Source organism: Salibacter halophilus (assembly GCF_008806325.1).
Lineage (GTDB): Bacteria > Bacteroidota > Bacteroidia > Flavobacteriales_G > Salibacteraceae > Salibacter > Salibacter halophilus.
In genome coordinates this window covers 22,160-45,389 of record NZ_WACR01000002.1, presented here as the reverse complement: position 1 = coordinate 45,389, position 23,230 = coordinate 22,160, and the positions used below count along the sequence as shown (strand labels likewise).

At 42.3% G+C, this 23,230-nt stretch carries 12 protein-coding genes and 1 tRNA gene; 6 read left to right on the top strand and 7 right to left on the bottom strand.

The window, feature by feature from the left end:
• Nucleotides 1–5: 5 nt before the first annotated feature.
• Genes F3059_RS02355 through F3059_RS02345 form a run of 3 tightly spaced genes read left to right on the top strand, consistent with a single transcriptional unit; the run spans nucleotide 6 to nucleotide 11,471 of the window.
• Nucleotides 6–8,564, top strand: a complete 8,559-nt coding sequence (locus F3059_RS02355; protein ID WP_151166339.1) for a DUF2341 domain-containing protein — start codon at nucleotides 6–8, stop codon at nucleotides 8,562–8,564.
• 28 nt (nucleotides 8,565–8,592) lie between these two features.
• A complete protein-coding gene (locus tag F3059_RS02350) occupies nucleotides 8,593–10,386 on the top strand; it encodes a PorP/SprF family type IX secretion system membrane protein (RefSeq protein WP_170264996.1) in 1,794 nt (597 codons plus the stop codon).
• A gap of 59 nt (nucleotides 10,387–10,445) precedes the next feature.
• Nucleotides 10,446–11,471, top strand: a complete 1,026-nt coding sequence (locus tag F3059_RS02345; protein ID WP_151166337.1) for an SRPBCC family protein — start codon at nucleotides 10,446–10,448, stop codon at nucleotides 11,469–11,471.
• 142 nt (nucleotides 11,472–11,613) lie between these two features.
• On the opposite strand, the gene F3059_RS02340 is transcribed toward F3059_RS02345, so the two are convergent.
• Nucleotides 11,614–11,699: transfer RNA gene (locus F3059_RS02340), tRNA-Ser, on the bottom strand.
• Nucleotides 11,700–11,768: 69 nt separating this feature from the next.
• Nucleotides 11,769–13,817, bottom strand: coding sequence for an HD family phosphohydrolase (locus F3059_RS02335; RefSeq protein WP_151166336.1), 2,049 nt, complete (start codon nucleotides 13,815–13,817; stop codon nucleotides 11,769–11,771).
• Nucleotides 13,818–13,929: 112 nt separating this feature from the next.
• On the opposite strand from F3059_RS02335, the gene F3059_RS02330 reads away from it, so the two are divergent.
• The 3 genes from F3059_RS02330 to F3059_RS02320 all read left to right on the top strand — a co-directional run bounded on the left by F3059_RS02330 (nucleotide 13,930) and on the right by F3059_RS02320 (nucleotide 16,705).
• A complete protein-coding gene (locus F3059_RS02330; protein ID WP_151166335.1) occupies nucleotides 13,930–15,108 on the top strand; it encodes an acetyl-CoA C-acyltransferase in 1,179 nt (392 codons plus the stop codon).
• A gap of 125 nt (nucleotides 15,109–15,233) precedes the next feature.
• Nucleotides 15,234–16,013 (top strand): C40 family peptidase, encoded by a 780-nt coding sequence (locus F3059_RS02325; protein ID WP_151166334.1) that lies wholly within the window; start codon nucleotides 15,234–15,236, stop codon nucleotides 16,011–16,013.
• Nucleotides 16,014–16,177: 164 nt separating this feature from the next.
• Nucleotides 16,178–16,705, top strand: coding sequence for a hypothetical protein (locus F3059_RS02320; RefSeq protein ID WP_151166333.1), 528 nt, complete (start codon nucleotides 16,178–16,180; stop codon nucleotides 16,703–16,705).
• 286 nt (nucleotides 16,706–16,991) lie between these two features.
• Here F3059_RS02320 and F3059_RS02315 read toward each other — a convergent pair whose 3' ends face one another.
• The 5 genes from F3059_RS02315 to F3059_RS02295 form a co-directional block, all read right to left on the bottom strand.
• Nucleotides 16,992–18,344, bottom strand: coding sequence for a KamA family radical SAM protein (locus F3059_RS02315; protein WP_151166332.1), 1,353 nt, complete (start codon nucleotides 18,342–18,344; stop codon nucleotides 16,992–16,994).
• A 333-nt stretch (nucleotides 18,345–18,677) separates the two neighbouring features.
• The gene (locus F3059_RS02310; protein WP_151166331.1) at nucleotides 18,678–19,742 is read right to left on the bottom strand and encodes a branched-chain amino acid aminotransferase; all 1,065 of its coding nucleotides are present in this window, start codon (nucleotides 19,740–19,742) and stop codon (nucleotides 18,678–18,680) included.
• Nucleotides 19,743–19,820: 78 nt separating this feature from the next.
• Entirely contained in the window at nucleotides 19,821–20,582 is a 762-nt protein-coding gene (locus F3059_RS02305) for a tetratricopeptide repeat protein (RefSeq protein ID WP_151166330.1), read from the bottom strand.
• Nucleotides 20,579–22,402, bottom strand: coding sequence for a BatD family protein (locus tag F3059_RS02300; RefSeq protein ID WP_151166329.1), 1,824 nt, complete (start codon nucleotides 22,400–22,402; stop codon nucleotides 20,579–20,581). Before F3059_RS02300 ends, F3059_RS02305 begins: the two co-directional genes overlap by 4 nt.
• Complete coding sequence (locus F3059_RS02295) at nucleotides 22,402–23,229, bottom strand: tetratricopeptide repeat protein (RefSeq protein WP_151166328.1); 828 nt, start codon at nucleotides 23,227–23,229, stop codon at nucleotides 22,402–22,404. The genes F3059_RS02300 and F3059_RS02295 overlap by 1 nt, the downstream gene beginning before the upstream one ends.
• Nucleotide 23,230: the final 1 nt, after the last annotated feature.

Sequence of the window (23,230 nt, the reverse complement as noted above, 5' to 3'; positions counted from 1 at the left end):
ATAATATGAAAGTGAGTAATTTAATGTGGTCATTGATAATGGTTGTGCTATCTGTTCAGTCTGTAGCACAGCCATGCTTGAGTGGCTACAGTTACAGACGAACACTAACTGTTGACAATTCATCAAATCCAAGTTCGCTCAATAGTCACCAGGTTTTGGTGAATGTGAATACTCAATCGTTGATCAATAACGGCAAGCTAAACCCATCAGGGTTTGACATTCGCTTTACTGATGCTAACGGTAGCTTGCTCGATTATTTTATTGAGCCTTCAACACTTAATTCTACATCGACTAAAATATGGGTTGAGGTCAATTCCATTTCTGCAACGTCTAGCGAAACGATTTACATGTTTTACGGTAATTCGTCAGCTACTCAGGGTTCATCAGGGGAAAATACATTTGAGCTATTTGATGATTTTGCCGGTAATTCGCTTGACAATTCAAAGTGGAGCGCTTGCGGAAATGGAAATATCACCATCTCAAATGACGAAGTCCAGTTGAGTTCTGACGGGACAACGACAGGGAATGCTGTTCTTACGTCTACTAATGGTTTTAATTATCCTGTTCAGATCCAGACCAATGTCAATGGAGCAGGAGTAGGGAAGTCAGTAATCGGGATTCTCAACAACTCAGGAAACGGCTACGGACTCACCTACGAGACAGTTAGCGGTTCACCGGTTTACTCGATGAAATCACTTTCTCAATCGAGTCCGCAATGCTACTCGCTCACTAACTTATCTGCTCCTAACAACACCACAACTAACGGAGCAGTAACACAGGGTGATTGGTGGTTTTATTGGTTAGATACAGGAGCTCAGGGCTACAAAGTTCCAACAGTTGGTTCTGATCAAAGCCGCAACTCCACATTAAATACACTTACAAATCCGGTCAATGTTGTTCTCGGGAACTTTGATCAAAACTCTTCTTTTTCAGTTGATTATGTTCATGTGAGAAAATACAGTGCTCATCAACCTTCAGTATCGGTTGGTACTGAAGATGCACTTGTTGCGAATCTTTCTGCTTCTTCGAACGGTCCCGTTTGTGAGGGATCTGACCTTGATCTAACAACAACCTTTTTTCCTGGAGCAACTTACAGCTGGGCGGGGCCAAATGGGTTTTCATCAGTTAGTCAGAACCCCACTATACCATCGGCTTCGCCCGCTGCTTCAGGGACTTATTCAGTGACAGTAAATAATGGCAGCGGATGCGGTGCTCAGGTAGCTTCAGTGACGGCTACTATCAATCCAAATTCAGTTGGAGGCACATTGAACGGGAATACAACGGTTTGTTCGGGAAATAACAACGGCACACTCTCGCTCTCTGGAGAGACAGGAAATGTAGTGCGTTGGGAGAGTTCATCCTCATCTGGCGGACCATGGGCTACTATTAACAACACCACTACGAGTTTAAACTACAGCAATCTTGCTGCAACAACTTATTACAGAGCTGTAGTTCAATCAGGTGCCTGCAACGAAACTGTTTCGTCAATTGCCGCGGTTCAGGTTGAAGGTCCGTCAGATGCCGGAACGATAACCGGAGGAGCTACTGTTTGTGAAGCTCAAAACAGTGGCACTTTAACGCTAACAGGAAATACGGGAAACGTATTGAAATGGCAGGTTTCAACTGATAATTTCAACTGGACTGATATTGCCAATACTTCTTCAACACTGAATTACTCCAATCTTACGGAAACGACCTACTACCGCGTTGATGTAGCTGCATCACCTTGTGGATCTGACTATTCAGATCCGGCAATTATTACAGTCAACCCAAAGCCTGATGTTGATTTCACTGATAACAACGCTTGCGAGGGAACAGCGACAGTCTTTTCTAACAATACAACGCTCTTTAGCGGTTCACAATCAAGTTTCAACTGGACGTTTGGTGACGGAAATGGCTCAACAAGTGAAAATCCATCGCACACTTATGCTTCGGCTGGTTCTTACAATGTTACGCTACAGGTGACTTCATCTGATGGTTGCACAGGATCGTTTACAAAAACCATTTCTGTAAAGGAAACCCCAAATATGAGTTGGAATGCTCAGGATATTTGTGAGCAGACTATTCAAACTTTTTCCAACTCTACAACAATCAGCTTAGGAGCTTCCATAACTTCCTACAACTGGGATTTTGATGACGGAACTTTCTCAACTTCTACGAGTCCAAACAAGTCATTTAACAGTACAGGAGTTTACGATGTTAAGCTGGAGGCTACAACAAACCAGGGATGTACAGATTCACTCGTAAAACAGGTTGAGGTTTTTCCGCGCGCTCAGGTTTCATTCAGTGCTCAATCTGCTTGTGTAGGAGAGAATGTGAGTTTCAGTAACAACACAAGTGTAGCTACAGGAAGTGCAACATACGTGTGGGATTTTGATGACGGCAACTTTTCCTCTGCAATTAATCCATTGCATACTTTTAATGCCCCCGGAGCTTACGATGTAAAACTGGTTGCCACAACAAATAACGGTTGCGCAGATAGTACAATAGTTTCAGTAGTAATAGAACCACAACCAACAGCAGATTTTTCATTCAGTGATGTGTGTGATAACAATGCTGTTTCATTTACTGATTTGTCTGTCAATGGTGGAAGTGGAACATTGAACTACAACTGGGATTTTGGAGACGGGAACAGTTCAACACAACAAAGCCCTCAGCACACTTATGCGCAAAGCGGAACATACACAGTAACACTTCAGGTAACGGGCAATGGAGGCTGTTCTGATGTCATTACCAAATCAGTTAATGTGCGGCCAAATCCGGTTAGTGATTTTTCATCCTCTCAATCATGCGCGACAAATGCCATGACATTTACGAATAGTTCAGGCATTTCATCAGGATCTCTCACTTATCAGTGGGATTTTGATGATGGAACCTTTTCAACAGCTACCAACCCGACTAAGAATTATGCAATTGCCGGAACTTACGATGTGCGACTGATTGCTCAGTCTGGTTTTAACTGTACCGATACAACAATCAAAACAGTTACGGTTTCTCCAAACACGGTAGCCGGATCGATCAACGGAGCAGCAAGTGTTTGCTCGGGTGCGAACAACGGCACGTTGAATATTACAGGTAACACAGGAAGTGTTGTGAGATGGGAGAGTAGCACTACCGGAGGAAGTCCGTGGACAACAATCAACAACAACAGCACATCACTCAACTATCAGAACCTGAACCAAACGACACATTATCGTGCTCTTGTGAAATCTGGAGGATGTGATTCGGTTTATACACAAGCAGTTGAAATTGAGGTGAGTCCTCAATCTGTTGGCGGGCAAGCAGTAGGAAACCAAACGGTTTGTTCCGGGAATAACTCTGGAGTTTTGACCGTGACAGGCAAAACAGGAGATATTACAGACTGGATTTACGAACCGGTTCCAGGATCAGGATTTACATCAGTTGGAATTTCAACCGACTCATTACAATTCAGCAACCTCACTCAATCGCGTAATTATTTCGCTGTTGTCAAAAGTGGCGCCTGTGAGTCTGACACCTCTCAGATTGCTGTGATTACGGTAAATCCGCAAACTGTTAGCGGAACATTAACCGGTACTGATACAGTGTGTGAAAGCTCGAATAACGGGGCTCTGACCGTAACCGGAAAAACAGGAGATATCATTCGATGGGAGAGTAGCTCGACAGGCGGGAGTCCCTGGACAACCATCAACCACACAACTTCTACGTTGAATTACAACAACCTCAATTCGACAACAACTTATCGCGCGCTCGTTCAATCTGCCGGTTGTCAGTCGGTTTACACGAATGCAGTGACTATTCACGTGAATCCATCAACTGTGGCGGGAAGCGTAAACGGAAACAACACTATTTGCAGCGGTGTGAACAGCGGGTTTGTTACGCTCAACAACGCTCAGGGAATAGTCCAAAAGTGGCAATTGAGTACTGATGGTTTAAACTGGAGTGATATCAACAATAATGATCAGATCCAGAATTACTCAAACCTCGATACAACTACGTGGTACAGAGCTCAGGTGAAAAGCGGAGTTTGTAGTGCGAAGTTTTCAGACTCAGCCAAAATCACGGTGAACCCAAAGCCCGATGTGGATTTTTCAAATACAACGGCTTGTTTGCAAACGGCTACGCAATTTTCAGATCAAACAACCATTTCGCCCGGTAGTTTAGCAAACGCAACTTACACGTGGGATTTTGACGATGGGGCAGGAAGCAGTGCTCAAAACCCAAATTACACATTTTCCTCAGCCGGAACGTTCGATGTAGTGCTCAATGTGACAACTGCTGCCGGATGTGTTGATTCAATCACAAAATCAATTACGGTGAATCCAATACCAAATGTTAATTTCAATGTACAGGATGTTTGCTTTCCGGAGCAGGCAAATTTCACGAATTTGAGTTTCGTACCGGGCGGAAGTGTATCTTCTTACAACTGGGACTTTGATGACGGAAATAGCTCTAATCAAGCTGTACCATCACACCAATATTCAGCAGCCGGAACTTACCAGGTAAAGCTCGTAGCAGAGTCAAATACAGGTTGTTCTGATTCAATTACGAAATCACTCAACATCAACCCCAAACCCCAGGCATCTTTTAGTGCCGATAGTATCTGTTTGGGATCTGACCTAAACCTTGTGAATGCTTCGTCTATCTCAAACGGAAACCTCGATTATTTATGGCGATTTGGAAATGGCAATACTGACACTTTACAAACGCCATCTTATACTTATTCGGCTTCTGGGAATTTCACATTGATTCTGGAAGCAAACAGCCAACTGGGATGTAGCGATACAGCTTCACAAGTCGTTGAGGTGTATCAACAACCAACAGCTTCATTTTCTACCAGTGATATTTGCCTCAATGATACAGCTCAGTTTGCCGATCAATCGTCAAATGTGACTGCCTCAGCAAATTATAACTGGCAATTTGGTGATGGCAATTCATCAACGCTTCAAAACCCAGTTCATGTTTACAACGGAGATGGCTCGTTCAGCGTATCAATGTCGGTTACAACGGTTGAGGGCTGTACAGATTCTTCATCTCAGTTCATTCAGGTTCACCCAAATCCGGTTGCGGATTTTACAGTCGATGACATTTGCCTGGGAGACAGCGCTCAGTTTAACAATCAGAGCACGATTACAGCCGGCTCTGCATCTTACAACTGGCAATTTGGTGACGGATTGCAACTCAACCAGTATCAGCCGACTTATCAATACGCAAATCAAGGGAACTACGATGTCACACTTACTGCAACAACTGGTTTTGGTTGTGTAGATAGCACAACAAAACCAATAAAAGTCTTTGATGCAACTGATGCGGGATCAATAATTGGAGCAGATTCAGTTTGCGATACTGGAAACAACGGAGTAGTGATACTCTCAGGAAACACAGGATCACCACTATTTTGGGAATCATCTCAAACCGGAGTTGCTCCATGGAATTCTGTAAACTCAAATAACGATTCTTTACAATACGGGAGTCTGTCAACGACTACTTGGTATCGGGCGGTGGTGCAAAATGGTGTTTGCCCGCCTGATACCTCATCAAAAGCGAAAATAACAGTATCTCCGGCAAGCTTTGGTGGAATTCTTACTGGCAACGATACAGTTTGTGCATCAGCAAATGCCGGAAATATGAATTTGAGCAACACTATTGGATCAATAATAGATTGGCTCATTTCAACTGATTCAGCTCAGTCATGGAATAATTACAACGGAACAGGCTCTGTAAATTCTTACAATAATCTCGGTCAGAGCTCAACTTTTGCTGTGAGAGTAAAGAGCGGAGTTTGCGAAGCCGATACCTCAAACCCGATTACGATTCAGGTTGACAGCGCAACATTGGCCGGAACGCTATTCGGAGCTGATACAGTTTGTGCCAGTCAGAACAGCGGCTTTGTTGAAGTCAGCGGAGCGCGCGGGTCTGTTCAAAGCTGGGAACAAAGATACAACCCTGCTGATCCGTGGGTGACAGTCATCAACGGATCTGACTCCCTTCACTACCAAAACCTTACTGATTCTACTTATTATCGAGCAAAGGTGAAAAATGGTGTTTGCTCAACTATTAAAACCAATACAGTTCAGGTTCGGGTAGATGAATCAACCCAGGCCGGAACTGTGTTTGGATCTTCAACACATTGTGAATCTGTCAATAGCGGTTCTGTTAATTTGATGAATAATAACGGAACGGTAAATCGCTGGCAGTATTCTGTTGATGGAAATCCGTGGCAGGACACAGCTTTTACCGGTCAGATCCTCAACTATCAAAACCTGGATACTACGTTGCTCTACCGGGCTGTAGTCCAAAACGGAGTTTGTAACGAACGCTTTTCAGATTCGGCAATCGTTACGATTAACCCATTACCAGATCTCGCTTTCCATGCCGATACAGTTTGTTATGCTGATACCACATTTTTTATCGATCAGTCAACCATTCCAACAGGCTTTATCCAACAAAGGAATTGGGATTTTGACAACGGGAGCGGAGCTTCAATTCAAAATCCGCAACACGTATATGGAAGTGGAGGAGTCTACAACGTTCAGCTCAAAGCAACAAGCAATAACGGATGTGTTGATTCGCTCACTCAGCCCGTTGTCGTGAATGAATTGCCACAGGTCAATTTCACTCAAAGTGATGTTTGCCAGCTCGACAGCATGGGCTTCAATAACTTTACAACTATTCCATCAGGATCTATAACGCAGTATGTATGGAACTTTGGTGATGGCGATACCGCACAAACGAATAATCCTTTTCATACATACAGCTCACACGGCAATTATAATGTGCAGCTATACGCTCAGGCAAATACAGGCTGTGCAGATTCTGTGAGTCAGCAAGTTACAGTCCATCCACACCCTGTGGCAAACTGGACTGCCGATACTGTTTTTGAGCCCAATACAACTACATTCCAAAACAACACTTCAATCGTAAATGGAGCTCAACTCACGTATGATTGGCAATTTGGAGATGGAACAAATTCACAAGCCGTGAATCCTGTTCATCAGTATTCTCAATATGGTAATTACAATGCATTGCTCGTTGCTCAATCGAATTTTGGATGTGCTGATACTCTCGCTCAAATGGTTGAAGTATTGGAAAAGCCCATAGCGCAATTTGCAGCTCAGGATCAATGTATTCACGATTCAATCGAGTTTAACAATCAGAGCCAGTATACCTCAGGCACTGCTGATTACATCTGGGATTTTGGTGATGGCGATACTTCACACCAAGTAAGCCCAAAACACATTTACGCATTTCCGGGTAATTACACTGTAGAGCTGAATATTGTTGGAGACAATGGCGGATCTGACCAATATACAACGAATATCAGTGTTTACGCAAAGCCATCTGTAGCATTTTCATTTGAAGATGTTTGCGACTCCATTCCGGTCAAATTCAGGAATCAATCAACAATTAGCAATGGAAACATGACTTACGAATGGTTTTTTGACGATGGCGACACCGCACAGGCGAAGTCACCGGAGCACGTATATCCAACATCGGGTTTTTACGATGCTAAGTTGTTGGCAACATCGAATTTTGGCTGTGTCGATTCTGCAATTCAGCAGGTTCAAATATTATCTCGACCCGAATCGAATTTCAACGTACCGGAAATCTGCTATGGTGATACCTCAGAGTTTGAAAATACAACCACAATTTCTAACGGTTTTATTGTGAGTTACAACTGGAACTTTGGCGATGCAACCAATACCAACAGCATCGTTGAATCACCAGTTTATCTTTTCCTGAATGCAGGTAGATATCCGGTTACCTTGCAAACTGAGTCAAACGAAGGCTGCATTAGCGTTTACACCGATACAGCAGTTGTGTTGGAAAAGCCCGTGGCAGATTACGAATTTGAGGATGTTTGCCTTGGCGAGTCAATGCCGTTTACAAACAACTCATTTTTTTCATCGGGAATACCATTTTACGACTGGCAATTTGACGATGGCGGTACATCAGCTCAACGTGAGCCAAAATACCGCTATTCAGAACCGGGAGAATATGATGTATTGCTAACGGTAACATCACCCGATCAGTGTTTTGATACGATGAAGCAAACAGTTGAGGTTTACGATTTGCCACAACCGCGAGTTGAAGCTCAGGAAACAACGGTGAGCAAAGGCTTTTCAACGCAATTGGCTGCAACAGGAGGCGTGAGTTATTTGTGGTCGCCAGGTGAGTCGCTCAACGAAGCTGATATTCAAACACCCGTAGCGACTCCCCTCCAAACAACTACTTTTACAGTCACAGCGCTCGATTCAAATGGTTGTGTAAATGACACGGCAATTACAATTGACGTGGAAGAAGACTACAAGGCAATAGCTAACAATGTCATCACGCCTGATGGCAACGGTCAAAACGATCGCTGGATCGTTCAAAACATCGAAAACTACGATGATTGTACAGTCAGCATCTACAACCGATGGGGGCAAAAAGTTTATTCTGAAAAAGGCTATAACAACAACTGGCAGGGGACCAACCAGGCCGGTGAACCACTACCTGATGCTACGTATTACTATGTTATTTGGTTTGAGGGCTCTGACCGTGAGTACAAAGGAGCTGTAACGGTTTTGAGAAATGAACGCTAAACGAGGAGATGCTATGAAATCATTGAATATGGAAATAATGCAAGGTCTTCATTCAATTGTCAGATCCATTTATTCAGCCGGCTTGTGGGCGATAATCGGACTTGTGATGTTTTGCGGTAATTCTGCAAAGGCACAACAAACAATCGTTTACTCACAGTACTACGATCAGCCGATTTTGATCAATCCTGCATACACCGGGTTAAAAGATCAATATAACGCCTTTTTACTTTTCAGGAAACAGATGACCGGAATACCCAATTCGCCAACTACTCAGCAATTCAGCATCGATGGTCCCATAGGAGATAAAATGGGAATTGGGCTGAACATGGTCAATGACAAAACTGATATTTTGGGCAGAACACAACTGGCATTGAGTTACAGGTACATGGTTAAGATCAACGATAAAAGTGACCTGAGTTTTGGCATGAACGGGGGAGTTGGTTTTAATCGGGTTGATTTTAGCGGAGTTCGAGCAGATGATGTCACCGATCCTGCATTGCTCACCAATAATCAAAGCCAGATTACTCCTCAATTCAACGTTGGTGCCCTGTACCGTTACGAAAGGTTATCTGCCGGATTATCGGCTCAAAACATCACACAGCAAAATGCTACATTTAGTGAGCAGTCGAGTTTTAAGAACCTGGAGCAAAAATTTATTCGGCATTTTATCGCTCATGTCGGTTACGATTTCCCAATCAATGAAAACTGGGCGATTGAGCCGATGATCCTTGGTAGGTTGATGCAGGGAGGTCAATTTCAGTTTGACATCAACGCATTTGCTAATTACATGGATCGTTTTTGGGCCGGACTCACATACCGCGAAGGAACATCAGTGAATGTTTCATTTGGAGCCAATATCGTAAGCCGTTTCAATATGGGTTACACTTACGAATACTATGTGGGCGATATTCAGCAATTCAGCAATGGATCTCACGAGTTTCAGTTGAGTTATTTGTTTGGAAAGAACAGTGATGTGGCAAATTATTCATCGGGTAATGAGCCCAGCGATTACGACCAATTGGTTCGTCAGAACCGCAAGCAGGCCGAGCAGATCGATCAATTGAATTACCGTATTAAAGATTTGGAAAATGAACTCGATAAAAAGGAAAAGAAGAATGAGGAAACAAAGGAAATTGAGAATCAGATTGAAGAGTTGAAAGAACAACTGGATGAACTGAAGGAAAACAGAGTTTATGAAGATGAAGCACACGATCAAACAGACAGTGCTAAATCGACTAGTCGTAAACCAAATAATCAATTAGATGAAGAAGAGCTTGATCAAATCGATGAGTATTATGATGAAAATGAAGGTAATAAGGTTGCTTTTGACGAGCTTAAGGAGGAATTGAGGAAGAATCGGAAACAAATCAATCTTCAGCAGAATGAAATTGAAAAGTTGAAGAGTCAAATCAATGATTACCGCGAAGAGCTCGAAAAACTGAAGAGTCAGAGAAGTGCAACGAGAAGCAGGAGGGAAGAGGGCTCTGACCGTTATAATGAGAATGAAAATAATAAGCCGGATGATACTGAAAAAGATTACCTGAGCGATGTGCGAAATGCTGATACGAGCGATAAAAATTACGATTATCACGTTGTATTGGGAGCTTACAAGAATCTGGAGTCTGCCCAGCGCTATCAACGACTATTAAAAACCGACAAAGCTCTGGATACGCGAATTGTGCAAAGCGATGACGGTGACTTTTTCTTTGTGACTACGAAACAGACAAATGACCTTGAAGCTGCTTTGAATGAGCTTGAAAAGAAATATGACCAGAGCTATAAGATCAACGGCAATCCGTGGGTTTATATGAAGGAGAAGTAACTTGCTTTCAAATAAAATGAAAAAACGATCTTTGCTTTTATAACCAAAACACAAATTTTATGAAAGCACTAAAAGTCATCGGAATTGCCCTGCTATCCATTGTTGTTATTGTTGCAATTTTAGCATTCACTCTGCCCACAGAGTTTGGTGTTGAAAGATCGACTACCATTAAAGCTCCCAAAGCATTGGTAAAAGATCAAATCGTATATTTTGAAAACATGAACAATTGGTCTCCGTGGTCAAAGTTAGATCCCGATATGGAACAGCGTGTCGAAGGAGAAGATGGAACTGTAGGAGCCAAAATGTTTTGGGACGGCAACGAAAAAGCCGGAAAAGGAGTACAGGAAATCAAAAAGATCGAAGAGAACAGAATCGAAACTCACATCAAGTTCATCAAGCCTTTTGAGAGTGAAGCAACAAGCTATCACATTCTGAATAAACAAGACACCGGTTTGCAAGTAACCTGGGGTTTTAAATCTGAAATGCCCAGACCATTCAATGTTTTGAGTCTGTTCATGGACATGGAAAAGAACATCGCTAAAGATTATGATAAAGGTCTTGAAAGTCTAAAGAAAATCAGTGAAAGCAAAGCTGAGGAGTCTGCTCAAAGCAAATACGAGGTAGAAGAAATCGACTACCCGGCTCAAAAATTCCTAACTTACCGCGAAGAAGTACCTTTCGATGGTATGCAGGCTTTTTATACAAAACATCTGGGAGCCATTTACCAGTTCATAGGGAAGTCTCAAGAAATGCAGCCTGCAGGTCAGCCTTGCGGAATTTACTACACATGGAATGAGAGCGAACAAATAGCTGATATGGCCGGAGCTGTTCCTTTCAAAGCTGATGGTAAAGTAACCAATACGGGAAACTACACTGTTGAAGAGTTTTCGGGTAAAGCTTATAAAATTGCTTATCGCGGCTCTTACGATAATTTGGGAGAAGCGCACATCGCAATGGAAGATTACCTTAGGAACAACAATATTTCAATGAATAACGTAGCGATGGAGCAATACCAAACTGATCCGTCAACACAGCCTGATACAGCTAAATGGCTAACCAATATTTATTATTTCCCACAGGATTAGATACAGATAAATGGTTTATCGTTTAAACGTTTAATGTTTAATGGTCAGAGCGCAATGAAGCCTCTGGCCGTTTTTTGTTGTGGGAAGTTTTCGGCAATAAAAAAGGCTGATTCAGTTTGAATCAGCCTTTTAACGTTTGGAGCGGAGAGACCGAGACTCGAACTCGGGAGCCGCTGTTAGGCGACTACGGATTAGCAATCCGCTGCATTACCACTCTGCCACCTCTCCAAAGCGGTGCGCAAATTTATCAAATTTTGATAGAAGCAAAACTCATTTGTCAAAAAAATGAAAAGTTTTCTACGCTTTATCAGGGTATTCTATGCGTACGTGGTAGATGTTTTTCAATCGTTTTTTGAAAACCTTTTTAATCCGTGAAATATCGCGGAGTGTAATATCAGCATGAATGAATTGATCTTCATTGAGTTGCGAGTCGATGATTTGATCAACCAGTTGTTCCAGCTTTTCCACTTCGTAGTTTTTCAGACTCCTGGAAGCAGCTTCAACAGAATCTGCCATCATGAGAATTGCTGTTTCCTTGCTGAACGGAATAGGCCCGGGATACTGGAAATCATCCATATTCACCGATTCATTTTCCTGTTTTGCCTTGTAATAGAAATAACGCGTAACAGTTGTACCGTGATGGGTTCTGATGAAGTCGATAATCTGCTCGGGCAATCGTTTTTTCTTTGCCATCTCAATGCCTTTGATCACATGGTTGATGATCACTTTGGCACTCTCGGCATAGGTGAGCTGATTGTGTGGATTTCCGCTGCCAGATTGATTCTCGATAAAATAAGCGGGATTCTTCATCTTCCCGATGTCGTGGTAAAGGGCTCCGGTTCTGACCAATAACGAATCAGCGCCAATGATGCTGCTGGCTTCTTCAGCGAGATTAGCCACCTGCATTGAGTGCTGGAATGTCCCTGGAGCTTTGAGGTTGAGCTGTTTTAACAGATCGTTATTGGTGTCGCTGAGTTCGAGAAGTGTGAGATCTGAAATTAACTTAAAGAGTTTTTCAAAAATGAAAATCACGGGATAGGCGAGGAGTGTGAGCATCGCACTGCCGCCAAACCAGAGGAAATAGTTGTAATCGATATCGGTGAAGTGCCCTTCCTTGATAACGGTAAAGCCGAGGTACATCAATGAATACGTGATGAAAATGACGAATGCAGATGTGAGGAATTGAGCCCGCTTGCGCAATCCGGTAAGCGTGAAAAGAGCGATGAGTCCGGTCATGATTTGAATGAACACATATTCAAAACCATTTGGTGCGTACAACCCGATCGTGATGATCGTAATAACGTGAACAAACGATGCGATGCGCGATTCAAAGAAGTTGCGGATCACAATGGGCAAAATGCAGATGGGCAAGAGGTAGATGTTCAACTGATCAAACCAGGTCGTGATGACAGCGAACACCACAAACAGCACAAATAGTGTGAGAATCAGCGAAAACTTATTGAGTTCGTTGAAGATGTCGGGTCTGAATATTGCCATGTAAAAGAGCAACACAAACACCACAATCGTCACGAGAATCACCTGCCCACCAATGAGCAAAATATTTCCCTCAGCATTGTTGTATCGCTTGAGATAAGCAGTTTCAAACGATTTCAGTTTTTGAAAAGCAGATTTATCCACGATTTCACCGCGGCTGATGATCTTCTCGTTTTTTTCAACCTTGCCGTAATAATCGGCAATTTCATCCATTCTTTGTTGGATAACTTTCTCGGTCAGATCCGGGTTAAAAGCAAGGTTTGGTTTGAGATTTTCGATGATCAGGTTTTTCACCATGACCGAATCTGACGGTGCCGACTCACTCATGTGTCCGGAAATGTAATCTGCCGCTTCCTGTAAAGTGTAGAGACTGGAAAGCGGTTGACGTTTTTCGCGGTGATCTGACACAATATTTACAGCGCTCTCATCTTCCAGAACCTCATGGTTCTCGATAATCCCCTTTTTGTAAATTTCCTTGAGGTGCGAAACGCCCCACTTTTCAAACGCCTTTATTTTAGTGGAGTCCCAGCGATCTTTTTCAAGGCTCAAGCCTAGCTTAAAGTTTTCAATAGCATTTTCAGCCGCTTCATTTTCGCGAGTGAAAAAAGGCTTTGTAAAAGAGTTGATCTCTGCCCGTTCTTCCTCTTTTTGTTTTTCCGTTTTGATAATAGCAAAATCAAAAGGAGCGAGGAGATCATCGTGCAGCCACGGTTTGCCGGCTTCAAACTCGTACTTGAAATGAGCTTCTTTAGGCAATAGCGCCACGATTATAGCAATAGCGACTATCGCTAACAAAAAGCGCGCTAGTTTGTTATGGCTGTGACGTAATTCGCTGGCAAATTCTTTAATCATAAGTCAACAATAAAAAACGAAAGTATAACTGTTGTGTGTAATGAGCGTAAATTCGTAAAAGATAGTTGATTTTCTACCTTTGCAATCCAAATTTGAAATCTAATAAATAATTATGAAAGAAGTATATATTGTATCAGCGGTGAGAACCCCGATCGGAAGCTTTTTGGGAAGCCTTTCATCAGTACCGGCTACCAGACTTGGAGCAACAGCTATTAAAGGTGCTCTTGAAAAGGGCAAAATTGAAGCTTCATGGGTACAGGAAGTATTCATGGGGAATGTACTCCAGGCCGGTTTGGGTCAGGCACCTGCTCGCCAGGCAGCAATCTTTGCCGGAATTGAGCACAAAGTTCCGTGTACTACGGTAAACAAAGTTTGTGCATCAGGAATGAAAGCGATTTCTCTCGGAGCACAGAGCATCATGCTAGGTGATAACGATGTTGTAGTTGCTGGCGGAATGGAAAATATGTCTGCAGTACCACACTACATGTTAGGAAGCCGTAAAGGTTACAAAATGGGCGACTTCAAAGTTGTTGACGGAATGGTTAGTGATGGACTCATCGATGTTTATAACAACTATCACATGGGTAACGCTGCTGAGTTGTGCGCTAAAGAATGCAAGATTTCTCGTGAAGAGCAGGACGAGTTTGCTATTGAGAGCTACAACCGTTCAGCAAAAGCGTGGAAAGAAGGTCTTTTCAAAGATGAAATAGTACCGGTTGAAGTTCCACAGCGAAAAGGAGATCCGGTAGTTGTGAGTGAAGATGAGGAATACAAAAACGTGAAAATGGAGAAAATCAAGAGTCTCCGTCCGGTATTCCAAAAAGAAGGAACAGTTACGGCTGCTAACGCTTCAACATTAAATGACGGTGCATCAGCAGTTGTGTTGATGAGCAAAGAAAAAGTTGAAGAATTGGGTGTGAAACCAATCGCTAAGATCGTTTCTTATGCCGATGCTGCTCAGGCTCCTGAGTGGTTTACAACTTCACCATCAAAAGCGCTTCCAAAAGCACTTGACAAAGCGAAAATGTCTCAGGACGATATCGACTTTTGGGAAGTGAACCAGGCATTCTCAGTTGTGAGTTTGGCTAACATCGCAGAAATGAAACTCGATCCGTCAAAAGTAGATGTTCACGGTGGAGCTGTATCTTTAGGTCACCCGCTGGGTAATTCTGGTTCCAGAATCGTTGTTTCGCTGTTGAATGTACTCAAGCAGCACGGTGGTAAACGCGGAGCTGCCGGAATATGCAACGGTGGAGGCGGAGCCTCGGCAATGGTTGTTGAATTAGTTTAATTCAGTACAACTTGTTAAAAAGTCTTTTCAATGAGCTTGACGAATAAAGCGCGAGTTTTGCTTTATTTGTCAAGCTTTTTTCAATTATACGGTTCCATCTGACCGGTAATTAATAAAATGAGCAGATGAAATACGGTGTAGCCAAATTGAGTATTATTCCCTGTCGGTCAGAACCGGCAGACCCGAGCGAACAAACGAGTCAGCTCCTGTTTGGCGAGCACTACAAAGTTCTTGAAGAGCGCAAAAAGTGGGTGAGGATACGAAACTCGCTCGATAATTACGAAGCCTGGATCGATCGCAAGCAACACGCTGAGATCACAGAAGAGGAGTACAAGCGGCTCGACTCTGATCGTCATGCAACCTGTTCACTCGAACTCGTTGGCTTAGCGACAAATGTTTCCACCAAAGAAATCACACCCATCCCGATGGGTAGCACTTTACCACTGCTTAAAGACGGTAGCTTTGAACTCGGATCTGACCATTACCAGTTTGACGGGCAATTTATTCACCAGCTATCTAAAGACAAGAACAAAATTGTTGAGAATGCTTACATGTATCTCAACGCTCCGTATTTGTGGGGAGGTCGGTCTCCGTTTGGTATCGATTGTAGCGGTTTTTCACAAATCATCTACAAGCTGAATGGCATTAAGTTGCCGCGGGATGCTTATCAACAGGCTGAGATCGGTATAACGTTGAGCTTTGTGGAAGAGGCAGAGCCCGGTGATTTGGCATTCTTTGACAACGAAGAAGGCGATATTACGCATGTGGGCATTTTACTGGAAGATAATTATATCATTCATTCATCCGGTAAAGTAAGAGTAGACCGAATCGATCATCAAGGCATTTTCAATGCCGAAGAACACGATTACACACACAAGTTGCGCCTGATCAAGCGTATTTTTTAAGGGTTTACGAGAACCTCCCTTTTTACCTAAATATTTCTAATTTATTCTGTTTGCCTGTAACTTATTCCGTTTTTTGTTCCACTTGTACCCTTATTCCCAAACACCAATAAATTAATGTTACACATTGCGGTACGTTTGTAGAGAACTACAACACGACCAGAATTATGTCTATCAACAACAAGTTACTGCCAAAGTTATCTTTGCTGTTTGTCATTGCATCAGCAGGTATTTACGGCATCGTTTTAACACTACATTTTATTACTTCATTCGGAAATCTCGAGTACATAGCAGGATTCCCAATGTTGATCACACTGATCGGACTTACATTATACAAGTCTAAAGTGCTTCACAGTTATTCGTCTTATCCTGATTACATCGAATTCACGACAGGTAATCTTTTCACTACCGATGAATTTGTTTTGAAGAGAGGATCGAAAAGAATTGTAAAAGACGATATAGAAGAGGTAGCGATCAAAGGTTCTCTATTTTGGAAGAGACTGGTAATATCAGTACGTGGAACACACAGAAGTCACATGTTCAAGATTCCGCTACTAATCGTATCAAAGAAGAAATCAATTCAAATGATTGAAGATATAGTTGGCGCTCCAATGAGTGAGATTTGGGAAGCTAACGTTGAAACACAAGAGCGTGTTGTAGACGGCCATGAAGTTGGCCAAATTGCTTTTAACTAGCAGCTAAACATTGTATTTCCTGATACAATGTACCCTGATCACGAAAGTGGTCAGGGTTTTTTTGTGATTATTTTGAGAGAATTAGAATATTTTATTATTGAAGCTCTTTGCGTTAATGGATTGCGGAATACTCTTTTATAAATCTGTTCTAAGCTTAAAAGTTTTAGTAGGGAGCTATTCATTTGCTATAAATCGTGCGAAAGTGGAGCGAACAATGTTCTTAAACCAAAAAAGCCAGTCTCACAATGAAACTGGCTTTTGATAATTATTGGAAACTTAATGGAATTTAAGCCGGAACTTCTTCAGTTTCTTTGGCTTCTTCCATTTTTCCGTTTTTGATTTGTTCGTATTCTTCTTCGTAGAAGAACTGGTCTTCAAATGCCGGTTTGAGGTCATCTAACCAAACAGCATCTTCATCGTATTCTGCAAAGAATGGTTTGTGAACCCATTTGTGGTTTCTTCCCTGTATGAATCGTAGTCCAAGGACTCTTTTCCCGGCTACTTCTGTTTCGCCAAGGATCTGAACTTTCCCGGGCTCAGCACTCATGCTGGGTCCGCGCACGGTACGGCAAATTCCGCTCACTTTTTCGTACGCTCCTTTGAAGATTTCCCAGGTTCTGACCAATGGAACGGCAAAGTAATCCTGAGCTCCTGTGTCACGAGCGATGAACATGTAGTAAGGAATCATACCCAAATCTACCTGTTTGCGCCACATTTCGGCCCACGCATCGCTTGAATCGTTGATGTTGCGCATGATTGGCGATTGTGTTCTGATTTGAACACCAACTTCACGCAGATTTTTCACGGCTTCTTTAACTGCATCGGTTTTGAGTTCGTTGGGGTGGTTGAAGTGTCCCATAAACGCGAGGTGAACTCCGGCATCTTCCACTTTTTTGAACAGATCGAGGAGAGGTTGAGCATCTCTGTCTGTCGTGAAACGGTAAGGCCAGTAACCGAGAGCTTTTGAACCGATTCTAATCGTTTTGAGATTTGGTAAGTCTGCTTCGATGAGTGGCAGGATGTAGCGTTCAAGACGTTTTGTACTCATGATCATGGGATCGCCACCGGTAAAGAGCACATCAGTAACTTCAGGATGAGCTTTGAGGTATTCGATCATGAGGTCTGTTTCTTTCATGGCGAATTTCAATTCGTCAATTCCAACGAATTGCGGCCAGCGGAAACAAAAAGTGCAATAAGCGTGGCAAGTTTGTCCCTGATTAGGGAAGAAGAGCATTGTTTCGCGGTATTTGTGTTGAATACCGGTGAGCTTGTAGCCGTTGATCTCAGGAACATTCATTTCCATTTGTCCGGCAGGGTGCGGATTGAGATCCATGCGGATGTCATTTACGAGCTCTTTGAGTTCTTTTTTGGGCATTTCACTCTTGAGCGCTTCTGCTACTTTACTGAAGTGCTCATCACTCAACATGTCTTTTTGTGGAAAGGTGAGTATAAAAATGGGGTCATCGGGAACGTTTTCCCAATCGATTAGTTGGTCGATTACGTAGTTATTCACTTTAAAAGGAAGGACATTTCCCACTACCTCTATGGCAAATCTCTGTTCTTCTGTGAGGTATTCCTCGACCTGAGGTACTTTTCTAAAATTGTTTACTCCAAAGGTTCTGTACCTTTCCTGTTTCATAGGCCTCTATTTATTTAATTGTATTAAAATTTAAAATCTCGCTAAAGTATGAGCTTAGTCGGGTACTGCGTTACAGTTGAGATTAAGCTATTATTAAGTAGGTGGGTTCAGCAAAATAAATCGTTGCATTCCTGAATTGAAGCAAAGAAAATTTCATCTACAGGAAACAAATTCTTGCAACTTTACACTTCAAACCCTATATTTGAAATGTGTGTTAATAAGTTAATCGTTTTCGTCTCTTCAAGGGGTTGAAGGACGTGGTTAGTAGGTGCAAAGAGGGAAGTTTTTCTTCCCTCTTTCTTTTTTTAAGCTATCTTGTTCAGATCCAGCCGATTAAAACTTAGTAATCCAATTGTGTTCGTCTTCGATTTTACCGCGTTTAACGTCTTCTAAATAATCGCGGAGTCTTGCAGAGAATTCTCTTTTTTCTACATCTGGTAATGTGTAGAGTTGATCTTCGTAACCGATTTCTTTGATATGCGCAATTGTAGCTGCTGTACCAACACCAAACGCATCCTGTAAACGACCTTCTTTTGCCGCTTTGATTACTTCATCAACTTTTACAGGAGCTTCTTCAACCGGAACATCCCAATGTTTAGCTAACTGGAGAACGCTGTCGCGCGTAACACCCGGCAGAATTGTAGAAGTGAGAGGTGTAGTTCTCAGCTTGCCATCGATGAGGAACATGACATTCATCGTTCCTGCTTCCTCAACAAAATTGTGCGTTGCTCCATCAGTCCAAATCAGCTGATCAAATCCTTCTTTTTTCGCCTTTTGAGCAGGGTAGAGAGAACCGGCATAGTTTCCGGCAGTTTTTGCAGAACCGGTGCCGCCTTTTGCTGCTCTTGTGAATTCAGTTTCTATTTTTACTCGAACAGGATCTGCGTAGTAAGGACCACTGGGAGAATTGATTACGACAAACTTGTAAGTCTCAGATGGGCGAACACCCAAAAAGTTATCTGTCGCAAACATGAATGGTCTTATGTACATCGAGCTTCCCGGAGTATCGGGAATCCAATCTTCATCTACTTTGAGCAATTGCTTGATTGCATTCATGAAAAGCTCTTCAGGAACTTCAGCCATGCACATGCGCTCGGCAGAATTATTGAAACGCTTGGCGTTCATTTCGGGTCTGAAGAGGAGGATTTCTCCGTCTTGATTTTTAAATGCTTTCATGCCTTCGAAAATGCTTTGCCCGTAGTGCAATGCAGAATTTGCCGGTGAAAGCGAAAAATCGTCAAACGGGATTATTCTCAAGTCTGTCCACTCGCCATCTTTGTAGTCTGCCACGAACATGTGGTCAGAAAAGGTGTGTCCAAATTTTAAATTAGACGGATCGAAATCCTTTAATTTTGAGTTTTCAGTCTTTTGAATCGTTATATCTAATGAATCAATCATTGCTTTTCGAATAAAGGTTTGCGAGCGCGAAAATACGGAATTTTACTCGTTTTTCAGGGGTTGAATGTAACGTTTTAGCTAAATGCGTGTTACGCTTGTTTGGGGAATCCAACCCTTATTGCCGTTTGGTAGTCGAACTTCAATCCAATTATTGTTCGATTCCTGAATTTCAACTTTTAATCCGCTATGGATCACATAGAGTTCTGTAGCATTACTTTGCGGCTCGCTAAAAACAGAAACTGATGATTTCATCACGATGGCGTTGTCGTGGCTCTGCATTTCTATGTAACTGAAAATTGAGATGATTACGGTCAGAACCATAATCACGAGCGCAGATACAATTCCGCCAACCAGGCGTTTCTTAACAGCTATATCTTTTGTCAAAATAAACAGAGTGACAAAGGCCACAAAAACCCAGAACAGTACAATTGCAATAATCCACCACGTTGAAGGAGCAAAAAGTGTGATGAGTCCTTTCCACCAGTTGGTAATAAACAGGGAGGGGAGCTCTTCAAATTCATCTGTGATCTGACCATTAGCTACATTCAAATTATGGCGCGTATCTTCATCATTGGGTTTTAATTTTAACGCACGCTCATAATGGAGGATCGACTGTGCAACTTCACCGGATTTAAAATGAGCATTTCCCAAATTATAGTGAAGTTGATGAGAGGTATAGCCCTGATTGATCAACTGATTGTACAGTGTTTTGGCTGAGTCGATTTGCTCAGATTCGTATGCGGAATTCGCTTCTTCAAACAGTCGCTCTGGACTACTGGCCATTGCAGACTGGCAAACGAAGATAACGAGTGTAATGAAGTATGTTAGTGCGTTTTTCATTTCAGTTCTTTCTCTAATTCTTCAATTACATCTGAAGCATCGCTTAAGAGCTTTTGCGGTTCCTCAGTTTGGCTGGGAGCAAAACGAGCCATTTGACAAGATTCCAGTACAGCTTTGAGTTTAGCTCTTGATGATTCTTCAATATCCTGATCACCCAGAGACTTATCGATTCGTTCAAAAGTTAACTCGCTGGTTGCAATATTGAGCTTGTTCGATAAGTAATCGTGTAAAGCGCGATACAACTCTTCGTAAAAGGCGTTTTTGTCATTTTCACTGATAAGCTGTGTAGCACGTTTTAAATGACGTTGTGCCATTCTGGATGCTTTGCGTTTTTTGTAACCGACTACATCTTTCTTCAGGTTTTCCTGTCTTCGGAATAGTGCAATAATAATTGCCGATAAAATGACCGGTAAAGCAAAAAGCCCGAGTATAAAACCTACATTTAAACCAAGCATGTTTTCTTTTGTGCGTAAATCAGTATTGCTGGTTTTGATGTAGCGGATGTCCTTTGCCAGTTGCTCAACGTTGCGCTTTGTCGTGGCAGATTGGCCTACCTGAGCATCTCCGCCAACTCCGCGGTTGACTTTTATCTGGTAGACTTTCTCTTCAGTTGATTCGTATTTCCCGGTGCGCGGGTTGAAAAATGTAAAAGGAGGAACAGTTATTTCAAATTCTCCTTCATGACGAGGAATAATGAGATATTCCCACGTTTTGTTGCCGCGTAAATTTGTGCCCGTGTTTGTGCTTGATAGGTTGATTTTGGGATCGTAAACCTCAAAATCTGCCGGAAACTCAGGATCAACTAATTCGATTAAATTGACATTTCCTGTTCCTGATACTTCTAGTGTGAGATTAATTGCTTCGTTTGCGTTGACAATGTTGTTGTCGAGTTTTGGTGTAAATGTAAAATCACCAACGGCTCCGTTGAAAGATGGAGGCGGACTGGGGAGTGGCTTCACATTGACTGTAGCGCTGTTACTTTTCAGCGGAACATTCTTTTCAACCATCTTGTAGCGCGGACCAAAAAATGTTTGAACAGGTTTATCTGATCGTGTTCTCACTTTAGCTTCAATCTCAAAAGGCTTGAGCGTTAATTTTCCTGATCGCTGGGGAAAGAGGACGTATTTCTTGAGCGTGTAAACTTCAAATACTTTCCCGTCAATAATTTGGCGGGATGCGTTGAAGTTTTGCCCGATGTCCACTTCATCAGTGTAAAAACCTGTAAAATCGGGGAGTTTTTGTCCTGTAATTCCGCCAATACTAACTTGATTGTACAGTTTGTAACTGGCAACCAAACTCTCACCATTATACACGTTGTTATCGCTTAGCTCGAGACGGAGAAATAGTTGATCTGATGACCCCTGAGACTGCTGGCTCTGACCGTTATTATCTCTTGAGCTATTATTCTTTTTTTGTTGAGTTGACGACTTTTGTTTAGAGGTTGTTTTGTCTTCTACAACTTTGATTTTAATCGCGTTAGACGAGATCTTTTCACCATCAACTTCAATTCGAGCCGGCTCTATGATGAATTCGCCCGTTTTAATAGGGAAGAGGATGTAGCTAAAACTCAAGCTGGCAGACATTTTCCCGTTGACAAAAGACATCGAGGACTTTTGATTGGGGCCGCTGTAAACCTTGAAATTATCAGTTAAGGTTGGGGCTCTGAAATTATTTCCAGAGCTATTGAGTATATAACTCAGCTGGAAACTCTCTCCAATTTTCACCTCGTGCTTGCTGGCTTTTGCTTCGAATTTTGCATCCTGAGCAAAAGCTGCAAATGAGGAGAGAAGTAGGATTATATGTAACAGTAATTTTCTCATTACCAGTTTTTCTCGTTGTTATCAGTATCTACAGCTTTACCTTTTTTCTTTTCCAGCTTTTTCTTGAGTTGTCGCTCATCATTTTGAATAGCCTCTAACATTCTGCGCGCATCTTCTTTGGAAAGCTTTTGCGGATTTGGTTTTTGAGGCTGAGGCTTTTTACCCTGGTTCTTTTTATCTCCGTCCTGAGGCTTTTTCTCTTTACCTTTTTGATCTCCCTTGTTCTTGTCCTGTTGATCTTTTTTGTCCTGATCGTTCTTTTTCTTATCGTCTTTCTTGTTTTTGTCCTTGTTGTCTTTGTCGTTCTTTTGATCGCCTTTTTGATCCTGATCTTTTTTCTTTTCGTCTTTGTTTTGGTCTTTTTTATCCTGGTTTTTCTTTTTCTCCTTCTCTTTTTCCTGTTGCTCACGCAATTTGCGCATCGCGTAGCTCAGGTTGTAGCGAGCTTCCTCATTTTCAGGATCATTGATCAGAGCCTTCTTGTAGGCATTCACACTTTCCTGGTATTTCTTTTGTTCAAACTTAGCGTTCCCGAGATTGTGATAAGCGTTTGACTTCAGTTTTTTGTCATCGGTATTTTCTGCTACCTCATTGAATAGGCGAGCAGCTGTGTCGTATTTCTGTAATTTGTATTGAGCATTTGCCAGGTTGTACTTGGCATCGAGGAAATTTGAATCTGCAGAGAGAGATTTCTCATATTTTTTTGTGGCTCCGGCATAGTTTTTCTCGCTGTAATCGTCATTTCCATCACGAGCATGAGATCGTTCTTCCTGTGCAAATGACATGGCAGACCAAAAAAGCAATATGTAAATGCTGATTAATCTCATT